This window comes from Stenotrophomonas rhizophila (assembly GCF_020857975.1).
Taxonomy (GTDB): domain Bacteria; phylum Pseudomonadota; class Gammaproteobacteria; order Xanthomonadales; family Xanthomonadaceae; genus Stenotrophomonas; species Stenotrophomonas rhizophila_C.
Map to the genome: position 1 here is coordinate 32,705 of NZ_JACWUO010000017.1, position 18,865 is coordinate 51,569.

At 68.3% G+C, this 18,865-nt stretch carries 13 protein-coding genes; 7 read left to right on the forward strand and 6 right to left on the reverse strand.

Translation table 11 applies throughout. The annotated features are described in order from the left end of the window. Positions 1 to 63: 63 nt before the first annotated feature. Positions 64 to 2,061, forward strand: a complete 1,998-nt coding sequence (locus IC535_RS14815; protein ID WP_228887294.1) for a bifunctional DedA family/phosphatase PAP2 family protein — start codon at positions 64 to 66, stop codon at positions 2,059 to 2,061. Between the two features lie 72 nt (positions 2,062 to 2,133). Here IC535_RS14815 and IC535_RS14820 read toward each other — a convergent pair whose 3' ends face one another. The 3 genes from IC535_RS14820 to IC535_RS14830 all read right to left on the reverse strand — a co-directional run bounded on the left by IC535_RS14820 (position 2,134) and on the right by IC535_RS14830 (position 5,038). Beyond that, the gene (locus IC535_RS14820) at positions 2,134 to 2,721 is read right to left on the reverse strand and encodes an LON peptidase substrate-binding domain-containing protein (protein WP_228887295.1); all 588 of its coding nucleotides are present in this window, start codon (positions 2,719 to 2,721) and stop codon (positions 2,134 to 2,136) included. Positions 2,722 to 2,822: 101 nt separating this feature from the next. After that, positions 2,823 to 4,187, reverse strand: a complete 1,365-nt coding sequence (mpl, locus tag IC535_RS14825; protein WP_228887296.1) for a UDP-N-acetylmuramate:L-alanyl-gamma-D-glutamyl-meso-diaminopimelate ligase — start codon at positions 4,185 to 4,187, stop codon at positions 2,823 to 2,825. Positions 4,188 to 4,474: 287 nt separating this feature from the next. Next, on the reverse strand, positions 4,475 to 5,038 hold the full coding sequence (locus tag IC535_RS14830) for an adenylate kinase (RefSeq protein ID WP_228887297.1): 564 nt from the start codon (positions 5,036 to 5,038) through the stop codon (positions 4,475 to 4,477). Between the two features lie 138 nt (positions 5,039 to 5,176). Here IC535_RS14830 and IC535_RS14835 point away from each other — a divergent pair, with 138 nt between their 5' ends. Continuing rightward, a complete protein-coding gene (locus tag IC535_RS14835; protein WP_228887298.1) occupies positions 5,177 to 6,433 on the forward strand; it encodes a 6-phosphofructokinase in 1,257 nt (418 codons plus the stop codon). Positions 6,434 to 6,577: 144 nt separating this feature from the next. Here IC535_RS14835 and IC535_RS14840 read toward each other — a convergent pair whose 3' ends face one another. Next, positions 6,578 to 7,081 (reverse strand): hypothetical protein, encoded by a 504-nt coding sequence (locus IC535_RS14840; protein ID WP_228887299.1) that lies wholly within the window; start codon positions 7,079 to 7,081, stop codon positions 6,578 to 6,580. A gap of 527 nt (positions 7,082 to 7,608) precedes the next feature. Between IC535_RS14840 and IC535_RS14845 the strand changes: the two genes are divergently transcribed. Further along, positions 7,609 to 9,636 carry a sodium-translocating pyrophosphatase gene (locus tag IC535_RS14845; protein WP_228887300.1) on the forward strand — a complete coding sequence of 676 codons (2,028 nt, stop codon included), beginning with the start codon at positions 7,609 to 7,611 and terminating at the stop codon, positions 9,634 to 9,636. Between the two features lie 161 nt (positions 9,637 to 9,797). Then, positions 9,798 to 9,950: a DUF2789 family protein gene (locus IC535_RS18900; RefSeq protein ID WP_228887301.1), complete on the forward strand. Its 153-nt coding sequence runs from the start codon at positions 9,798 to 9,800 to the stop codon at positions 9,948 to 9,950. A 209-nt stretch (positions 9,951 to 10,159) separates the two neighbouring features. On the opposite strand, the gene IC535_RS14855 is transcribed toward IC535_RS18900, so the two are convergent. Then, entirely contained in the window at positions 10,160 to 10,669 is a 510-nt protein-coding gene (locus tag IC535_RS14855; RefSeq protein ID WP_228887302.1) for a hypothetical protein, read from the reverse strand. Between the two features lie 57 nt (positions 10,670 to 10,726). Continuing rightward, entirely contained in the window at positions 10,727 to 11,212 is a 486-nt protein-coding gene (locus IC535_RS14860) for a hypothetical protein (RefSeq protein WP_228887303.1), read from the reverse strand. Positions 11,213 to 11,480: 268 nt separating this feature from the next. Between IC535_RS14860 and ppa the strand changes: the two genes are divergently transcribed. From ppa to IC535_RS14875, 3 genes are all read left to right on the forward strand, one after another. Next, positions 11,481 to 12,017, forward strand: a complete 537-nt coding sequence (gene ppa / locus IC535_RS14865; RefSeq protein ID WP_228887304.1) for an inorganic diphosphatase — start codon at positions 11,481 to 11,483, stop codon at positions 12,015 to 12,017. A gap of 152 nt (positions 12,018 to 12,169) precedes the next feature. Continuing rightward, positions 12,170 to 13,291 carry an HDOD domain-containing protein gene (locus IC535_RS14870; protein WP_228887305.1) on the forward strand — a complete coding sequence of 374 codons (1,122 nt, stop codon included), beginning with the start codon at positions 12,170 to 12,172 and terminating at the stop codon, positions 13,289 to 13,291. Between the two features lie 384 nt (positions 13,292 to 13,675). Next, positions 13,676 to 18,598 carry an autotransporter domain-containing protein gene (locus IC535_RS14875; protein WP_228887306.1) on the forward strand — a complete coding sequence of 1,641 codons (4,923 nt, stop codon included), beginning with the start codon at positions 13,676 to 13,678 and terminating at the stop codon, positions 18,596 to 18,598. The last annotated feature ends 267 nt before the right edge of the window (positions 18,599 to 18,865 follow it).

Sequence of the window (18,865 nt, forward strand, 5' to 3'; positions counted from 1 at the left end):
GATGCCGCACATTGCGCCCGCCTGGCCGGCAGTCAGTCACTTTCGCCCCCCTATAATCGGCCGATGGACTCGTCATGGATCGATGCCACGCTTGCGTGGATCTCAGCTCACCCGGTACTTGCCGGCGCGGTCATCTTCCTCATCGCCTTCTGCGATGCGGTGATCGTGCTTGGCGCAATCGTGCCTGCGCTGCCGTTGCTGTTCGCGGTGGGCGTGTTCATCGGCCTGGGCCAGATTTCCGGCCCGTATGCGGTGGCCTGCGCGGCGCTGGGCGCGTTCGCCGGCGACGGCATCAGCTACTGGATCGGGCGCCGCTGGGGCGACCGGTTGCGCGGCTTCTGGCCCTTCAGCAAATACCCGCAGCTGCTCGACCGCGGCGAAACGATGTTCCGCCGCAATGCCTTCAAGAGCATCCTGGTGGCGCGCTACGTGGGCGCGATCCGTCCGTTCGTGCCGGCCATCGCCGGCATGATGAAGATGCCGCTGTCGCGCTACATGCAGGCCAGCGCGATCGCCGGGGTGTCCTGGGCGGTGCTGTTCCTGGCCCCGGGCTGGGTGCTGGGCGAGGCCTATGACGCGGTGGCCGCGGTCGCCGGCCGGCTGGTGATGGTGCTGGGCCTGCTGGCGGTGTCGATGGGCGTGGTCTGGGCGATCGTGCTGTACGGCTACCGCTGGTCGGCCGCGCGCATGGACAACTGGCTGGCCGCGCTGCTGCGCTGGTCGACCCGGCACCCGACCCTGGGCCGCTACTCGGTGGCGGTGTTCGACCCGCAGCGGCGCGAATCGGTACCGCTGGCGATGCTGGCGCTGATGCTGCTGTTGCTGGGCTGGTGCTGGTTCGCGCTGTTGATGGCGGTAGTCGCCCACGGCGAACCGCTGCGCCTGGACCTGGCCGTGCACCACGCGATGCTGGCCCTGCGCAACCCGCTGGCCGACTACCCGATGGCGGCGCTGGCCTCGCTGGGGGCCTGGCAGGTGCTGCTGCCGGCCACCGCGATGGGCCTGGGCTACCTGGCCTGGCGGCGGCGCTGGATGGCCGCGGCGCACTGGCTGGCGGCGCTGGCCTTCGGTTTGGCGCTGTGCAAACTGCTGGGCGCCACCGTGGATGTGGTGCGCCCGCCCGATGCCAGCAGCGGGTTCGGCTTCCCGTCGGTATCGGTGACCATGGCCACCATCACCTTCGGCTTCTTCGCGGTGCTGATCGCTCGTGAGCTGCCGGGCCGCACGCGGGTGTGGCCGTATCTGCTGTCGGGCATCATCGTCAGCCTGATCGGCTTTGCCCGCATCTACCTGGGTGCGCATTGGCTCAGCGATGTGATCGGCGGGATGCTGTTCGGCATCTTCTGGCTGCTGGTGCTGGGCATCGCCTACCGCCGCCGCTTCAACCGCTCGTTCTGGGTCAAGCCGGTGGCCTGGCTGTTCTACGGCACCTTCGCGCTGGCCGCGCTGTGGTACGCGCCGCGGCATATTCCACTCAAGCTGGCCCGCTTCGAGCCGGCCCAGCCGGCGCCGGCCGACATCGGCGCGCAGGCCTGGTGGGACAGCGGCTGGCAGCAGCTGCCGGCGCGCCGCAATGAGTTCGACGATGACCAGCGCTGGCCGCTGGACGTGCAGGTGGCCGGGCCGTTGGCGCCGTTGCAGCAGCGGCTGGAAAGCCAGGGCTGGCGCGTGCAGCCGCAGGCCGGCTGGCAGCAGGCGCTGCTGATGCTGGACACCTCGGCCACGCCGGAACAGGTACCGGTGCTGCCGGCCACGCTGGACACCCAGGTCGAATCGCTGCTGATGCTGCGCCCGGGCAATGCGCCCAACGAGCTCTTCGCGCTGCGCCTGTGGCCGGCGCCGGCACGGCTGCAACCCGGCCGGCAGCCGTTGTGGCTGGGCAGTGCGCAGACCCTGCACTACCAGCGGCATGTGTACTTCATCGGCATGTGGCGGCCGCTGCGCGGCATCGATCCGTCGTTGAACGCGGTGCGCGAAGCCCTCGACGGCCTGCCGCAGCAGGTGGACACCCACCCGGAAACGCAGATGCCGGTGCTGCGGGTGCGCACGCCGGGGCGGTAATCCGGGCGGCGTAGAGCGGGGCTCTGCCCCGCTGGGCCGGGGATCGGGGAATCGGCCGGGTAGAACCCGGCTCTACGACAGTGCCGGAATCCAGCCCAGCAGGTCCTGCAGGCGCTGGTGCGGGTCGTCCTGCTGCAGCAGCTGCAGCCGCTGTGGTTCGTCCAGCGGCAGCAGTTCGGCCAGCCGCCAGCCGACCCAGCTGGCCTGGTCCAGCTGCGCCGGGTGGGTGGGTGCAAACGCGGCGCCGGCCTGTTCGATGATGTGGCCCAGCACGGTGGCCAGCAGCGCATGTTCCGGGCGCAGCTCGTCGTCGTGGTCGGGCGGGCTCCATTGCACGTCGGCCAGTATCAGGCCGCTGTCGCGGACCCGGGTATGCAGCACGTGGAAACGGCGCTGGCCGCGCAGGCGCAGCACCAGCACGCCATCGGCGCCTACGTCGAAGTCCTCGATGCGCGCCTCCACCCCGTAGGCGGCCGGCAATGCCGGGCGGCCGACCTCATCGCCGTCCAGGATCAGGCAGACGCCAAAGCTGCTGTCCTGGCGGCTGCACTCGCGCAGCATGTCCAGGTAACGGCGTTCGAACACCCGCAGGCCCAGCGCGGCGCCGGGCAGCAGCACCACGTGCAGCGGGAACAGGGGCAGTGAAGCGGTATCGGTCATGGCCTGCGGCACGCGCCGCGATCAACGGAAAGCTGCGTTGAATCTTACCGCAGTGCCCTGCCGCGCCCTGTCGTCGGCGCGGCGTACCGGGTGGCGCGGGCTCAGGCCTGCTGCAGCTGCGCCAGGAAGCGCCGCGGCGCGCCGTCGAAACCGCCATTGGACATGAACACCACCTGGTCGCCCGGGCGCACGATCCGGCCCAGCTGCGCCAGCAGCGCATCGGTGTCGGCCACCGCATGGGCCTGGCCACGCACTGCGGCGATCGCCCCGGCCGCGTCCCAGGCCAGTTCCGGGCGGTGCAGGAACACCACCGCGTCGGCCAGCGCCAGCGACGGTGGCAGTGCCTGCGCATGCGCGCCCAGCCGCATCGAATTGCTGCGCGGCTCCAGCGCCACCACGATGCGGGCCGCACCGACCTTGGCGCGCAGTCCTTCCAGCGTGGTGGCGATGGCAGTGGGGTGGTGGGCGAAATCATCGAAGACGGTGATGTCGCCGCTCCGTCCGATCACTTCCATGCGCCGCTTGACGCTGCGGAACTGCGCCAGCGCCGGGATCACCGTGGCCAGCTCCACGCCCACCGCATGCGCGGCGGCCAGTGCGGCCAGGCCGTTGAGTACGTTGTGGCGGCCCAGCAGCGGCCAGTGCACTTCACCCACGCGCGTGCCGCGATGGTGCACCACGAATGCACTGCCATCGGCATTGACCAGCTCGGCATGCCATTCCAGCGACGGATCCAGGCCGAAGCGCTCCACCGGGGTCCAGCAGCCCATCGCCAGCACCTCGGCCAGATGGGCGTCTTCGCCGTTGACGATCAGCCGGCCGCGCGCGGGCACGGTGCGGATCAGGTGATGGAACTGGCGCTGGATCGCGGCCACGTCCGGGAAGATGTCGGCGTGGTCGTATTCCAGGTTGTTGAGGATGGCCACCAGCGGCCGGTAGTGCACGAACTTGCTGCGCTTGTCGAAGAAAGCGGTGTCGTACTCGTCGGCCTCGACCACGAACTCGCGGCCCTGGCCGCGCCGCGCCGACACGCCGAAGTCCTCGGCCACCCCGCCGATCAGGAAGCCCGGCTCGCGCCCGGCCGCCTGCAGCAACCAGGTCAGGATGGTGGTGGTGGTGGTCTTGCCGTGGGTGCCGGCCACGGCCAGCGTGTCGCGGCCCGGCAGCACCTGCTCGGACAGCCATTGCGCACCGGAAATGTACCGCTGGCCGGCATCGAGCACCGCTTCCACGGCCGGGTTGCCACGCGACAAGGCGTTGCCGACGATCACCTCGTCGCAGTCGGCCGCGACGCTGTCGGCGCGGTAGCCCGGGTCCAGCGCGATGCCCAGCTGTTCCAGCTGGGTCGACATCGGCGGATAAATCGCCTGGTCGCTGCCATGGACCGTATGGCCCAATTCCCGCGCCAACGCGGCCACGCCGCCCATGAAGGTGCCGGCAATACCAAGGATATGAATCTTGCTCATGCGCTCGATTGTCGCCGATCCCCTGCGGTCTTGGACATTGTCATCGGACAATTCCTTGGATCGCTGTAGGGAAATAGCCGAGGGTGTCGGGGAATCCCCGATAGCGGTGTTCTGTGAAGACGGACACAATTCAGCTGGCCAGCCGCAGTACCCCGTAGGTCCTACTCCCCAAGAGGCCGTCCCCAGGGGAGCTCATGCTGCGGGGCCTTGAGCAAGCCCCTCCGCTGGCACCTTCAAACCGCACGCCTGGCCCTTTCGGGGGCCGGGCGTGTGTGCTTTGCGCCGGATCAGGCGTGGATGGCCGCGCGGATGCGCGCTTCCACCGCGTCCAGGTCGCCCACGCCATCGACGCGGGCCAGGGTGCCGCGGCCGGCGTAGAAATCCACCACCGGGGCGGTCTGCTCGTTGTAGACCTGCAGGCGCTGGCGTACCGATTCGGGGTTGTCGTCGGCACGGCCCTGTTCGGCCGCACGGCCGGCGATGCGCTCGACCAGCAGTTCGGTCGGCACGTCCAGCTGTACTACCGCATCGAGCGGCTGGCCGATCTTGGCCAGCAGGCTGCCCAGCGCATTGGCCTGGGCCACGTTGCGCGGGTAACCGTCGAGGATGAAGCCATTGGCCACGTCGGCCTGGCCCAGGCGCGATTCCAGCATGCCCAGCAGGATGTCGTCGGACACCAGGTTGCCGGCATCCATCACCGCCTTGGCCTGCTTGCCCAGCTCACTGCCGGCGGCCACTTCGGCACGCAGCAGGTCGCCGGTGGAAATGTGCGCAATGGCCAGATGTTCCTTCAGGCGCGTTGCCTGTGTCCCCTTGCCCGAACCGGGCGGTCCCAACAGAACCAATCGCATCAACCTGACTCCAACTTGGTAAAAAAGGAAGGGCGCGTGCCCCGGGATTGTCCACAATCACGCTGCACCGCAATACGCGCACTTTACCCCATACCGGTAATGTCTCTGCAATGTCCCGCCCCCACCTCCGGTGAAACCATGTCCAACGGTACCCTGCTGTACGCCCAGTCAGGCGGCGTCACCGCCGCCATCAATGCCACCGCCTCGGCCGTGATCAGCACCGCCCGGGCCAAGGGAATCAAGGTCTTGGCCGCGCGCAACGGCATCCTCGGCGCGCTGCGCGAGGAGCTGATCGACACCACCCGGGAGTCGGCTGCGGCGATCGCCGCGCTGGCCCACACCCCCGGCGGGGCGTTCGGCTCGTGCCGCTACAAGCTCAAGTCGATCGACGCCGACCGGGCCAAGTACGCGCGCCTGCTGGAGGTGCTGCGCGCCCACGACGTGCGCTGGTTCCTCTACAACGGCGGCAACGATTCGGCCGATACCGCCTGGAAGGTCTCCCAGCTGGCCAAGGCGTTCGACTACGACCTGACCTGCATCGGCGTACCCAAGACCATCGACAACGACCTGGCGGTGACCGACACCTGCCCGGGTTTCGGCTCGGCGGCCAAGTACACCGCCGTGTCGGTGCGCGAGGCGGCGCTGGACGTGGCGGCGATGGCCGAAACCTCGACCAAGGTATTCGTCTATGAGGCGATGGGCCGCCATGCCGGTTGGCTGGCGGCGGCCGCCGGCCTGGCCGGGGAAGGCCCCGACGATGCCCCGCATATCATCCTGCTGCCCGAGCGCGCCTATGACGAGGCCGCGTTCCTGGCCAGGGTCAAGCAGGTGGTCGAGCGGGTCGGCTATTGCGTGGTGGTGGCCTCCGAAGGCATCCAGACCGCCGACGGCCGTTTCATCGCCGATGCCGGCGGCGGCAAGGATTCGTTCGGGCATACCCAGCTGGGCGGCGTGGCCTCGCAGCTGGCCGCGCGGGTCAAGGATGCGCTCGGCTACAAGGTGCATTGGACGATGCCCGACTACCTGCAGCGGTCGGCCCGCCACATCGCGTCCAAGACCGACTGGGAACAGGCCCAGGCGGTGGGCAAGGCCGCAGTGCAGTTCGCGCTGAAGGGCCACAACGCGGTGATGCCGGTGATCGTGCGCACCAGCGACAAGCCCTACCGCTGGAAGATCGAGGCCGCGCCGCTGCACAAGGTGGCCAACCACGAAAAGAAGATGCCGGCCAGCTTCATCGGCAAGGACGGGTTCGGCATCACCGCCAAGGCGCGCGCCTACCTGTCGCCGCTGATCAAGGGCGAGGCGCCGCTACCGTACGGGGCCGACGGCCTGCCCAAGTACGTCACGCTCAAGAACGTGGCGGTAAAGAAGAAGTTGCCGCCGTTCGAGGGCTGATACCGGGGTAGGTCCGAGCCACGCTCGGACACCGCGGCGCCGGAACGCGGCGCGGGAATGAAGTCCGACCATGGGTCGAATCCACCGATGGTGGTCCGGTCGCGGCCGACCGCGGCCGGACCTGCCCATTGCGCCTTGCCTCGGTTACCGGCAGGGCTTGCCTTCCACCTTCATCTGCGCGGCGAACATCGGCACCTGCGCGATCTTGCCGGCGGCGGCCTGTTTCTTGGCCTCTTCCAGGTAGATGCGCGACTGGCCCTGGCCGTCCAGCACCGGCTTCTGCTCCACCGGCATGCGCCAGACCTGCACCACCGCCTGCTGCGCCGGGCAGCCGGCATTGGGCACGCGGATCACATCGTTGAGCTTCCAGCCCTTGGCGGTGCTGGGCTGGGCCTTGTCGAAATCGACGAACCGCGCGCGCGCCTGGCACTGTTCGCTGGTGCGCACCACGGCGAACTTGTATGGCTGCGCCGGATCGGCGGTGAACATGCCTTCCAGCCGCGCGCAGGCTTCGGGGATCTGGCGCAGCGTATGCGCCGCACCCACCGCCTGCGGTGCGCCGGCGGCACGTTTCAGTTCGGGGGTTTCAGCGGCGCTGGCGGCCACGGCGGGCAACAGGGCCAGCCAGAGCAGGTGACGAGCGGACATGGCGGAACTCCGATGCTGGGGATGGGCCGAGGCTGCCAGCCCATGGCTGAACGGCACGGCAAAGCCCACAGCCCATCAACCTGCGGCTGGATCTGAAAGCGGCTGGCCAAGCCCCCTGGGTCGGGGGCGGCCGCACAGCGGCGGGGGTCTGGAGGCTGATACGAGGGGCCCATGGTTTGCGCAGCAAAGCATGGGGCGACAGCGTGAAGGCAATCGCAGGAGCGATGTCCAACATTGCCCCCAAGGGAAGGCGGGTGTAGTGCGATGGTGCTTCCCCGTGGTTGCCGGCCAGCGGCCGGCACTACCTGGCTGCGGATGGGCTTGCGTGGTTGCCGGCCAGCGGCCGGCACTACCGGTATTCGGGCTGTGCCCGCATACTGCGGCCACCAGGGATTGCTGAACACCGCCACACGCTTGAAGACCGGGCACGGTCTGCACGGGTTGGTTCAAGGTTGCAGCCCGTTGTGCCCCCGCGTGGACAGGTTCATCCGTTCGTCTGGATGCCATTCCATCACCCGGGAGGGGACATGCTGGAACGTTATGGGCTTTCTCTGGCGCTGTTCTGCGCCATTCTCGCGATTCTCTACGGCATCGTGTCGGCACGCTGGATCCTCCGGCAGCCGGCCGGCAATGCCCGCATGCAGGAAATCGCCGCCGCCATCCAGGAAGGCGCGCGCGCCTATCTCAACCGTCAATACCTGACCATCGCCATCGCCGGTGCCGTGCTGTTCGTGCTGGTCGGCATCTTCCTCAACTGGTACACCGCCATCGGTTTTGCGCTCGGGGCGGTGCTGTCCGGCGCGGCCGGCTATATCGGCATGAACGTCTCGGTGCGCGCCAACGTGCGTACCGCCGAGGCCGCCCGCCGTGGCCTGGGTGCGGCCATGGACGTGGCTTTCCGCGGCGGCGCGATCACCGGCATGCTGGTGGTCGGGCTGGGCCTGCTCGGCGTGGCCGGTTACTACGCGGTGCTGCTGCGCCTGGGGCTGGACACCGCGCAGGCCCTGCATGCCCTGGTCGGGCTGGCGTTCGGCTCGTCGCTGATCTCGATCTTCGCCCGCTTGGGCGGCGGCATTTTCACCAAGGGCGCCGACGTCGGTGCCGACCTGGTCGGCAAGGTCGAAGCCGGCATTCCCGAGGATGACCCGCGCAACCCGGCGGTGATCGCCGACAACGTCGGCGACAATGTGGGCGACTGCGCCGGCATGGCCGCCGACCTGTTCGAGACCTATGCGGTGACGGTGATCGCCACCATGCTGCTGGGCAGCCTGATGCTCGCCGAGGCCGGGCGCAACGCCATCCTCTACCCGCTGGTGCTGGGCGGGGTGTCGATCATCGCCTCGATCATCGGCGCGCTGTTCGTCAAGGTGAAGCCTGGCGGGTCGATCATGGGCGCGTTGTACAAGGGCGTGATCGTCTCGGCGGTGCTGGCGGCGATCGCGTTCTACCCGATCACCACCCAGTTGATGCCCGACAACCAGCATGGCGCGCTCAACCTGTATTTCTGCGCGTTGATCGGGCTGGTGCTGACCGGGCTGATCGTATGGATCACCGAGTACTACACCGGCACCCAGTACAAGCCGGTGCAGCACGTGGCGCAGGCCTCCACCACCGGGCATGGCACCAACATCATCGCCGGGCTGGGCGTGTCGATGAAATCGACCGCACTGCCGGTGATCGCGGTTTGCGCGGCGATCTGGCTGGCGCACTATTTCGGCGGCCTGTACGGGATTGCCATCGCGGCCACCGCGATGCTGTCGATGGCCGGCATGATCGTGGCGCTGGATGCCTACGGGCCGATCACCGACAACGCCGGCGGCATCGCCGAGATGGCCGAACTGCCCCCGGACATCCGTGCCATCACCGACCCGCTCGATGCGGTGGGCAATACCACCAAGGCGGTGACCAAGGGCTATGCGATCGGCTCGGCGGCACTGGCCGCGCTGGTGCTGTTCGCCGATTACACCCACAACCTGCAGGCGGCCAATCCCGGCCAGACCTTCGCCTTCGACCTGTCCGACCACACGGTGATCATCGGCCTGCTGATCGGCGGTTTGATCCCCTACCTGTTCGGCGCGATGGCGATGGAGGCCGTCGGCCGCGCCGCCGGGGCGGTGGTCGAGGAAGTGCGGCGCCAGTTCCGCGAGATCCCCGGCATCATGCTGGGCACCAGCAAGCCGCAGTACGACCGCGCGGTGGACATGCTGACCCGCTCGGCGATCCGCGAAATGATCGTGCCGTCGCTGCTGCCGGTCGCCGTGCCGGTGGTGGTCGGCCTGCTGCTGGGGCCACGCGCGCTCGGTGGGCTGCTGATCGGCACCATCGTCACCGGCCTGTTCGTGGCGATCTCGATGACCACCGGCGGCGGGGCCTGGGACAACGCCAAGAAGTACATCGAGGACGGCCACTTCGGCGGCAAGGGCAGCGAGGCGCACAAGGCCGCGGTGACCGGCGATACGGTCGGCGATCCCTACAAGGACACCGCCGGCCCGGCGATCAACCCGTTGATCAAGATCATCAACATCGTGGCACTGCTGCTGGTGCCATTGCTGTAAGCGCCCCCGACGGGGCCGGCACCGTCGGGGGCCGTGGTGCCCCGGCCAACGGCCGGGCCAGCGGCCGGGCACCGGACCGCGCAGCCCCTCCCCGATCCGGCGATGACGGCCTCACCTGCCTGCACCGATAATGGCCGCCACACCTGTCCGGACACCCCACGATGATCACCACCGAACCACGCATGACCAATCTGTTCCTGCAACTGGGCCTGGAGGCCTCCGAAGCAGCCATCGCCGGCTTCATCGGCAGCCACCAGCTGCCCACCGAGGTCGCCCTGGTCGATGCGCCGTACTGGAATGATGGCCAGCGCTAGTTCCTGGCCGAGCAGCTCAGATCCGATGCGGACTGGACCATCATCGTAGATGAACTGGGCGAGGCCCTGCATGCCGACGCCGTCGCTCGGCAGACCCATGCCTGACCCCAACCCCAGGGACCGGCCGTGCCGGTCCCTGGGACTGCAACGACCCCGCAGCACCCGCAACGGTCCGTGGACTGGCCGCTGGCGATGCCAGCCGGCGCCCGCTACAGGCAATCGGTCAAGCCGTCATAGATGCTGACGGTGGTTCCCGGCAGCGGCACATGCAGTGCCTTGTCCCCCGCCTGCTCCAGGGTATGCAGCAGCAGTTCCAATGAAGTTCCCGCCGCCAGCGGCGTCGGGCAGGTCCAGGTGCGCGCGTCCACGTCGATGCCGCCGCTGCCGGTATCCACCCAGGCAGTGCTGCCGGTAAAGGTCCAGGCGCAGGCCTGCACCCGCCCGGTGGCCACCGCCACCGAGCAGCGGAACCGCAGCGCCTGCAGGTTGCTGTACTCCCCTTCGCAGAAGGTGTCCCCGCAGATGTAGTCGAAGCCGCGCACCAGTTGCGCTTCCACCGCACGGAACCGCGCCCAGCCTTCGCCAGGCGTGGGGTAGTCGCGGGCGTCCGCATAGGCCGGCGCGACCTGGGCGGGGGCGGTCGCCATGGCGCTCGATACGGCAAGCAGGACAAGCAGCAGCGCAGCGCTGCAGGAGAGGGAAGTACGGAGGGTAGTCATGCGCGTGCGCTCCTGGCGGAAGAAACAAGCGGGAGCCGGCCTCATGACCGGCCAGGTTCAATGCAGGCAATCAGACAGGGCTTCATGGATCGACCGCCCCGAACCGGGCAGCGGCGCCAGCAATGGCCGTGGCCCGGCCAGCGCGGCATGGAACACCTCCACCGGCGTATCCAGCGCCAGCGGTGCGGCGCAGGCCCAGGTGCGGTTGTCGTCCAGCAGGGCACCGCTGGACGGGTCGACGTCCAGGTTGCCGCCGCCCACCACCAGCACGCAGCCCTGAAGCGTGCCGCTGGCCGCGCGTACCGAACAGCGGAACTGCAGCGCGATCAGGTTGCTGTACTCGCCTTCGCAGTAAGTGTCGGGGCAAATCTCGTCGAAATCGGCGATCAGCCGATCCTGCAGGTCATAGAAACGGTCCCAGTTGGCCTCATCGGTGGGGAAATCGATCAGATCGACGAAGGCCGCCGCGCGCGCCGGGGCAACGGCGGCAGCCAGCAGCAGGGCCAACGCCAGGGTGGGCAGTACACGCAGGATCGGGTTCATCGCCATGCTCCAGAAGGGCTGTGGCCAGCATCGCGCGCGCACCGGCCATGCACTATCGGCAATCCCGGAACTGCCCGTCGGTCCAGTGCGGCCCGGGCCGTCGCCGGCAGCCTGGGCGGCGGGTCGGCAAACCCCGACCCGGGCGCCCCGCCCGGCAACCGCCGATGCCCCGGCGCAGCCTTTCCTGCCCCCGCCGCTGCACGGCACGCGGCAAAGGCATAAAATGTCGGACTTTGCGCCCCCTTATCCCCCTCAGCTGGAGCACACCATGGGTCTGGAACTCGTTTCGCCGGGCAAGAATCCGCCGGAAGAAATCAACGTCATCATCGAGATCCCGAAGGACTCGGAGCCGGTGAAGTACGAAGTGGACAAGGAAACCGGCGCGATCTTCGTCGACCGCATCCTGTCCACCCCGATGCGCTACCCCTGCAACTACGGCTACGTGCCGAGCACCCTGTGCGGCGATGGCGACCCGGCCGACGTGCTGGTGGTGCTGCCGCTGCCGCTGGTGCCCGGTTCGGTGGTGCGCTGCCGTCCGGTCGGCGTGCTCAAGATGAGCGATGAGGCCGGCAGCGACGAGAAGATCCTGGCCGTGCCGATCTCCAAGGTGTTCAGCGGCTACGCCCACGTCGAAGACATCGGGCAGGTGTCCAGCCACTGGCTGGAGCGCATCGGCCACTTCTTCGAGCACTACAAGGATCTGGAAAAGGGCAAGTGGGTCAAGCTCGACGGCTGGGGCGGCGCGGCCGAAGCCAAGCAGATTCTGGTCGATGCCCACCAGCGTTACCTCGGCAACATCGCCTGAGACTGAACGACATCGCCCTGGCGCAGCCGCGCCAGAGCGATGTGCATCACGTTTTTTGAAGGCGGCACATCACTATTTGCGCCGAATTGGGTACATTGCGTCTTCACATCGTCCACGGTGGGCTTCACCGTGGTCAGACAGGGGACCGTGTCGTGCGCATTCTGCTAGTTGGGGACCAGGCCAGCCTCTCGGCTGAGCTGATCGATTTCATTGCCGATCTTGGGGAAGAGTGGCAACCGCTGACCGCTGCCGATGGGCAGTCCGCCATGAGCATCGTCGCGAGCACCGCGGTGGATGCGGTCATCGCCTGCCCGGCCCTGCCCGATCTCAATGCCACCACCCTGCTGGGGCAGATCCGTACGCTGCGCCCGGAAACCATCCGCATCGCGCTGGTCGACGCCGAGCAGGGCAACCGCCCGCCGCCGGCGCGCCTGATCGGCGTGGCGCACCGCTTCCTGCCGCTGCCGCTGGCACCGGAAGTGCTGCTTGAAGCCCTGACCAGCCTGGAAGAGCTGCGTGAGCTGCTGGACAGCGCGCGCCTGCGCAGCGCGATCGGCCGGATCGAGAAGCTGCCCTCGCCGCCGCACCTGTACCTGAGCCTGACCCAGGCCCTGGAACACGACGACGACACCAATACCGCCGATGTCTCCAAGCTGGTGTCGGCCGACCCGGCCATTGCGGCCAAGGTGCTGCAGCTGTCCAACTCGGCGTTCTTCAACAGCGGCCGGACCATTTCCGACCTGCGCACCGCGGTAACCCGGCTGGGCCTGTCGACCCTGCGCGACCTGGTACTGGCCAGCGAAGTGTTCTCCGCCTCGGCGCTGTCCGGTGCCGAGCGCAACTCGCTGCAGCAGCGCGCATTGCTGGCCTCGCGTCTGGCGGCCAAGCTGCTGCCCGACTCCAGCGCCGAGCTGGGCGCCACCGCCGCGCTGCTGGCCGACATCGGCCTGCTGCTGCCGGGCGTGCGCAACGAACGTGGCGAGCCGGCCGATGCCGCCGACGACCGCCCCGGCCACGCCGAGGCCGGCGCCTACCTGCTGGGCCTGTGGGGCCTGCCGATGCCGATCATCGAAGCGGTGGCCTTCCACCTGCAGCCGCAGAAGTCCAACACGCGCAGCTTCTGGGTGACCGGTGCGGTGCACGTTGCGCTGGCGCTGATCAACGGCGACCCGGTCGACGAGGAGTACCTGCAACGCGCCGGCGTGCTCAACAAGCTGCCGCAGTGGCGCGAGCATGCCAATGCACTGATGGGGCTGGTCGCCAGCGAGGCCTGAGCGCAAGCCGCAACGATGACGCACCTCCCCATGCCCTGACCGGCGTGGCGCCCATGGCGACCGCCCGTGAGGCGCACGCCAGTGCGCGCATTTACCTGCCCTTCGCGGCATTTCACCCCCGGTGCGGTACGCGCACAGGGTTGGACTGGCCGTGCCCGGCCCGCCGCTGCCGCTCCATTTGTGCCCGCAGCGCCTGTCCCTGCAGGCGTTGCGCCGCTGCCAGATCGGATGATCGCCAGATTCAATCGGGTACAACTTATTGTATTTCCGGATCTTTACAAGGATCTCTATCCACCGCGATAGCGGAAATCCACAGACTGCGCGCCAATCAGGGCTTGGTGTCGTATCAGGCCTTGCATCCTTTCACTCCTGAACGGCTCGCATATGACCCTCAAACACTCCCCAACGGCGCGGCGCGCCCTCCGCCGCACCCTGCTGTCCACCGTCATCGCCACCGCCCTGGCCTCGGCCGGCGTGCAGGCCGCCGAGCCGGCCATGGACGCAGCCGGTGCGTTGCGCCAGACCCTGGCCGCGCGCTTCCAGCAGCCGGCCGCGACCTCCCCGGCCCTGGCACTGCGCGCGCTGCCGCGGATGGGGCAGACCTTCGAAGACGAATGCGATCCGGCCGATCCGGACTGCGAGCCGCCGCCGCCGGATCCGTGCGACCTGAATCCAGGCAACCCCGAGTTCTGCGATATCGAGCCGATCTACAACCCCGGCCAGAACATCAAGATCAATACCGGCTACGTTGAACCCAGCCGCCCCGACAAGAACTATCAGTTCATGGAGGTCAGCGGCGATGGCTACATCTGGGCCAAGGATGATGTGCACATCAACCTGAGCGGCGCGCAGCGCAACGCGATCTGGGGCCGCAGCGCCGATTCCACCATCCGCCTGGGCGCGGGCACCACCATCAATCTGGCCGGCAACATGATCGGCGTGATGGCCGATGCGGTGCGCAGTGATGGCAGCCACATCATCCTCGACGACGCGGTCATCAATGCGACCAACTCCCACGCCACCAGCCACCCGCATACCAACGACGCGCTGCGCACCACCACCGCCGATGCGCTGATCGAGGGCAAGGTCAAGGTCACCAGCTCCGGCTCCAATGCGGCCAGCGCACATGCCGGCAACATGGATTTCCACGATTCCTCGTTCTCCACCACCGGTGAGGGCGTGCATACCCTGTATGCCAATGGCGATTCCACAGACAACACCAATACCTGGATCCGCGGCGGCGGCACCATCGTCGTGCGCGACTCCAGCGTGCACCGCGGCTGGGGCGCCGGCTATGCCGCCTACGCCACCGGAGGCCGCATCGAGCTGCATGACAGCACCGTGGACACCACCACCAACAACGCGCATGCGCTGTATGCCACCAACGGTGCCAACCGCGTGGCCGGCACCATCATCGCCAATGGCACCGATGTAAAGACCGTGGGTACCGGTGCGCATGCGGTGTTCGCCGACGGGCGCGGTGTGATCGCCATCAACGGCGGCGACATCCAGACCACCGGCAACAATGCGTTCGGCCTGGTGGCCGACAATGGCGCATCGATCCAGGCGCTGTCACTGCCCGGCGGCAACCATGGCACCTCGGTATCGACCACCGGCGCCAACGCGCACGCGATCATCGCGCGCAATGCCAGCAACATCGCCTTGAATGGCGGAGGCAGCATCAGTGCCCAGGGCGGCAGCGCGCATGCGCTGTATGCCACCGGCGGCAGCAGCATCGCCATCCTCGACGCCGCCACCGACATCAGCGCCGAGGGCACCGGTGCCTACGGTGTGTTCGCCGAAGGCGCCAGCCAGATCCAGATCGCCGGCGGCTCGGTATCAAGCAAGGCCGATGACCGCCACGCCGTGTACGCCACCGGCGGCAGCACCGTCGCCTTCACCGACAACCCGACCGCGATCTCCACCGAGGGCGCGCGCGCGCACGGTGCCTACGTCACCGGCGCCGACAGCCTGCTGGTCACCCAGGGTGGCAGCGTACGGACCGTGGGCGACCAGGCGCATGGCCTGTTCGCCGACGGCGCCCAGCTGGGCTCGCTCGGGGTGACCGACATCAGCACCCAAGGCAGCGGCTCGATCGGTGCCTGGGCGCATGCCGGCTCCACCCTGGTGATCGGCGGCGGTTCGATCACCACTGCCGGCGACGCTGCACACGGCCTGCTGGTCGATGGCGGCAGCAAGGGCATCATCGACGGCGCGCCGATCCAGATCGCCACCACCGGCGACACTGCCTATGGCATCCACATCATGGAGGGCAGCCAGTTCGACGCGCAGGACACCGGCATCTCCACCACCGGCGCGCAGACCCACGCGCTGTTCGTGCAGGGCTCGCAGGCACAGCTGGGCCAGCTCGACATCGCCACCCTCGGTGAGCAGGCGGTCGGCGCCTATGCTAGCGACGCCTCCACCGTGGTCTTCAAGGGCGGCAAGCTGCGCACCGAAGGCAAGGGCGCCACTGCCCTGCTCGCCGACCACGACTCGCTGCTCGGCGCCCTGGGCCGCACCGAGGTGGAAACCCTGGGCGAAGATGCGATCGCCATGCACGCGCGCAACGACAGTACCTTGGTGCTTGACGGCGGCGGCAGCATCACCACCGCCGGCGACAACGCACATGGCCTGTTCGCGCAGGACACCAGCCTGATCGACGCCGGTGGCGGCGCCTTCGACATCACCACCACCGGCCAGGACGCCTACGGCGCCCATGTCGTCGACCAGGCCACGCTACTGACCAGCGGCGGCTCGGTCACCACCCGCGGCGATGGGAGCCACGGCCTGTTTGCCGACGCCGGTACGCTCGGCGCGATCGGCAACACCACCATCAGCACCGGCGGCCAGCAGGCCTTCGGTGCACGAGCGACCAATGCCGGTACGCTGTTGATCGGCGGTGGTTCGGTAGCCACCGCCGGTGATGGCGCGCATGCGCTGTACGCCGACGGTAACGGCACCGTGCTCGGCAGCGATGCGGCCATCGATATCAGCACCCAGGGTGCAGGTGCCCACGCTGCTTACGCCAGCAACGGCGGCAAGCTGCTGATCCAGGGCGGCTCAGTGCAGACCCACGGCGCCGACGCGCATGGTTTGTATGCCGACAACGCCGAACTGGCCACCGGCAGTGCGCTGCAGATCAGCACCGCGGGCGGCAACGCCATTGGTGCGCTGGCCAGCGGCAACGCCAGCCTGGAACTGCACGGCGCGCAGATCAATACCGCTGGTCAGCAGGCGCATGGCCTGCTGGCTGACGGCGCCAGCATCACCTCCAGCGCCGCGGTGGATATCCACAGCCTGGGCGATGATGCCATTGGTGCCTATGCCCGCAACGGCGGCACCCTGCAGCTGGATGGTGCGGTGATCAGCACCAGCGGTGCCCGTGCCAGCGGTCTGCAGGTGGACGATGCGACCCTGCTGGGCAACGCGATGGATATCACCACCCGCGGCGACTTTGCCCACGGCGTCGCCGTGCGCGGTGATGCCACCGATGCCACCCTGAGTCTGCTCAAGGTGGAGACCCACGGCGCCGGTGCACATGCGCTGAATATCAGCGGCGCCGGCAGCCTGCAGCCGGTCCGCGACAGCCAGCTGGTCTCGCAGCAGTCCAGTGCGGTGAACCTGCAGGGCGATCGTGATCTGGAAATCCAGCACAGCCTGCTGCAGGGTGGTGCCGGCGTGCTGAGCAGCAACGGGGATACGCACCTGCTGCTGAGCAAGGGCAGCCACGGCGAAAGCCTTGACCCGGCGGCCAGCCTGATCGACAACCAGGGCGGTTCGCTGGTGGTCGACCTGAGCGAAAGTTCGCTGAAGGGCCTGATCCGCACCGGCGGACTGGACCTTAACCTGCAGGCCGGTGGTCTGTGGACGATGACCGACAGCTCGGCCTTCACCGGCACGCTGGACAATGCCGGAACCCTGTTCTCGACCCAGTTGGGCCTGGACACCCGCCTCAACGACAATGCCGGCCTGTACAAGACCCTGCAGGTCAGCGACTACGTCAGCAATGGCGGGCGCTGGTACCTCAACACCTACCTTGGCGGTGACGGCGCGCCGACCGACCTGCTGGTCGCCGACAACATACTGGTCGGCGCCGGCGGCCCGACCCTGCTCAACGTCGACGGTACCGGCGGCGGCGCCCCGACCCAGGGCAGCGGCATCGAGATCGTGCACGTCAACGGCGGCAGCGCCGCGTCGGCAGCCGGTGCGTTCGAGCTGGAAAGCCCGGTGGTCGGCGGCGCCTGGAACTACGCGCTGCAGCAGCATGGCCGCGACGAGGACGGCAACATCATCGAGGACGGCAACTGGTACCTGCGCAACGAGGGCTGGCGCCCGGACCTGAGCGCCTACCTGTCGCTGAACTCGCTGGTTTCCCAGGCCGACCGCGCGCTGCTGGAAACCATGCACGAGCGTGTCGGTGACAAGCTCAACAAGATCGACGACGACGCCCGCAGCTGGGTCCGCGTGTTCGGCCGCACCGGCGGTTCCAGCGTGCGTTCGCAGGCGCTGGACGAAGGCCAGCGCAACTACGACTACAGCATCGAAGGCATGCAGGTCGGGCTGGACCCCTACTACAAGGAATGGGGCAACGGTGGCCAGAGCCATGCCGGCCTGCGCCTGGGCTACCTGCGCGCGAAGAGCCACGCGATCCAGGGCAACGATGACCTGCCGGCCGGCAGCAGCAAGCTGAGTGCCTACTCGGTCGGCCTGCAGTGGAGCCGCTTGGCCCCGACCGGTGCCTACATCGATGCGGTGCTGCTGGGCACCTGGTACCACGATGTGGAAGTGGACTCGCCGTACGTGAAGCGCGGCTCCAACCTCGGCACCAGCGGCCTGGGGTCGCTGGCCTCGATCGAAGTAGGCAAGCCGTGGGACCTGGGCAACAACTGGAAGATCGAGCCGCAGGCCCAGCTCTTCCACAGCCACACCGCCCTGGACAAGTCGCGCGACTACAGTGCCGAGGTCGACTACCACAGCACCGATGTCACCACCGCGCGCCTGGGTGCCCGTCTGCGCAAGCTGTATGGCACCGACGGTACCCAGCCGGGTGAGGCCTGGATGCGCCTGAACGCCTGGCACACCTTCAACACCGCCTCGCTGACCACCGTGGCCGGGCCGAGTGGCACGGCACCGGAAAGCTTCCGTACCGACCTGGGCCGTCGCTGGGGTCAGGCCGGGTTGGGCATGAGTACGCGCATGGGCAAGGATGCGACCTTGTTCTTCTCGGCCGACTACGAGTTCTCGCTCGACGGCAACCGCGAGCACTCGATCTCCGGCCGCGCCGGGGTACGCATGGCCTGGTAAGCCGTTGCGCGCTGCCATCGCCACCGCGATGGCAGCGGTCATGTTCCGCGCAGGCGGCCAGAACGCCCGGTGCATCGCACCGGGCGTTCTGCGTTGCGATGCCGGTTGCCATGCCTGCGCTGCCCCCCCCCCCCTGCGGGGATTACCGTGCAACAGCAGCCGGGCAGAGCCCGGCATACGTGAATGGCCGTGGCAAAGGCGAAGGCAGAAGCATCCGGCCAGCGGCCGGCACTACCGGCTGGCGCGCGCACGCGGGCTTTGATCCGA

Coding starts and splice junctions, on each gene's coding strand:
- IC535_RS14815 (WP_228887294.1), top strand. CDS start 64: ATGGACTCGTCATGGATCGATGCCACGCTTGCGTGGATCTCAGCTCAC.
- IC535_RS14820 (WP_228887295.1), bottom strand. CDS start 2,721: ATGACCGATACCGCTTCACTGCCCCTGTTCCCGCTGCACGTGGTGCTG.
- mpl (WP_228887296.1), bottom strand. CDS start 4,187: ATGAGCAAGATTCATATCCTTGGTATTGCCGGCACCTTCATGGGCGGC.
- IC535_RS14830 (WP_228887297.1), bottom strand. CDS start 5,038: ATGCGATTGGTTCTGTTGGGACCGCCCGGTTCGGGCAAGGGGACACAG.
- IC535_RS14835 (WP_228887298.1), top strand. CDS start 5,177: ATGTCCAACGGTACCCTGCTGTACGCCCAGTCAGGCGGCGTCACCGCC.
- IC535_RS14840 (WP_228887299.1), bottom strand. CDS start 7,081: ATGTCCGCTCGTCACCTGCTCTGGCTGGCCCTGTTGCCCGCCGTGGCC.
- IC535_RS14845 (WP_228887300.1), top strand. CDS start 7,609: ATGCTGGAACGTTATGGGCTTTCTCTGGCGCTGTTCTGCGCCATTCTC.
- IC535_RS18900 (WP_228887301.1), top strand. CDS start 9,798: ATGATCACCACCGAACCACGCATGACCAATCTGTTCCTGCAACTGGGC.
- IC535_RS14855 (WP_228887302.1), bottom strand. CDS start 10,669: ATGACTACCCTCCGTACTTCCCTCTCCTGCAGCGCTGCGCTGCTGCTT.
- IC535_RS14860 (WP_228887303.1), bottom strand. CDS start 11,212: ATGAACCCGATCCTGCGTGTACTGCCCACCCTGGCGTTGGCCCTGCTG.
- ppa (WP_228887304.1), top strand. CDS start 11,481: ATGGGTCTGGAACTCGTTTCGCCGGGCAAGAATCCGCCGGAAGAAATC.
- IC535_RS14875 (WP_228887306.1), top strand. CDS start 13,676: ATGACCCTCAAACACTCCCCAACGGCGCGGCGCGCCCTCCGCCGCACC.